The sequence below is a fragment of the Pseudomonas sp. SDO55104_S430 genome, from assembly GCF_054070595.1.
The window spans coordinates 1-620 of sequence record NZ_JBSVXG010000500.1 but is presented as its reverse complement, the minus strand read 5'-3'; the positions used below and the strand labels follow the sequence as shown (position 1 = coordinate 620).

Here is a 620-nt window from a genome sequence, read left to right as displayed (position 1 = left end):
GCTTGATGATATCCAGCACATCACACCCATCACGCAACGGTATGGCGCACATCAGGGCGAAGTCGCTGAGGATGAAGGATTCACACTCGATGGAACCACGCATGGACAGGTTTTCCAGGACCTCGACGACCGCGCGGATGCGGTAGTTGGCGGCTTCCAGCAGGATGTCTAGCGGGACGTGGGTGTCGATGAAGAAGGTGGGCATGTCGCTGCAGTTGCCGGTCATGGCCATGTAGCGATTGCCCGGGGGAGGCAATGGTTTTTCGTAGGGTGGATCGGGATGAAGTCTTGTCATGGTTGAATACCTCTAACGTGTAGATTTCTGAAGCAACCACCAGCCTTCCTACAGGCGTGGGTGGCAGCCATGTGCGGGAGTAGGAACTGAGACACGTCAACTCAGCCACGCCGAAGCGTGGTCCCGCACACAGCCGCCGCGAACAAATTGCCATGTTCAAACGACAGCGCTGGTGCGCGTCAACGAGTTGGGCTCCTACACCCAGCCACCGCTCTTGCGGCGACGGGAAAAGCCTATCCCGCCCATCCAACGCCCACCAGTTCACGCCATTCGCCGCAGTTCGAAGGAAATCTCCGAGGACTTTGCCCCGAAATTTCGCAGGTCC

1 protein-coding gene is annotated in these 620 nt (G+C 58.2%); it reads right to left on the bottom strand.

The genetic code is table 11. The annotated features are described in order from the left end of the window. On the bottom strand, positions 1-295 hold a 295-nt coding region (locus ACW9JE_RS30905), incomplete at its 3' end, for a hypothetical protein (RefSeq protein WP_457434933.1). Between the last annotated feature and the right edge of the window lie 325 nt (positions 296-620).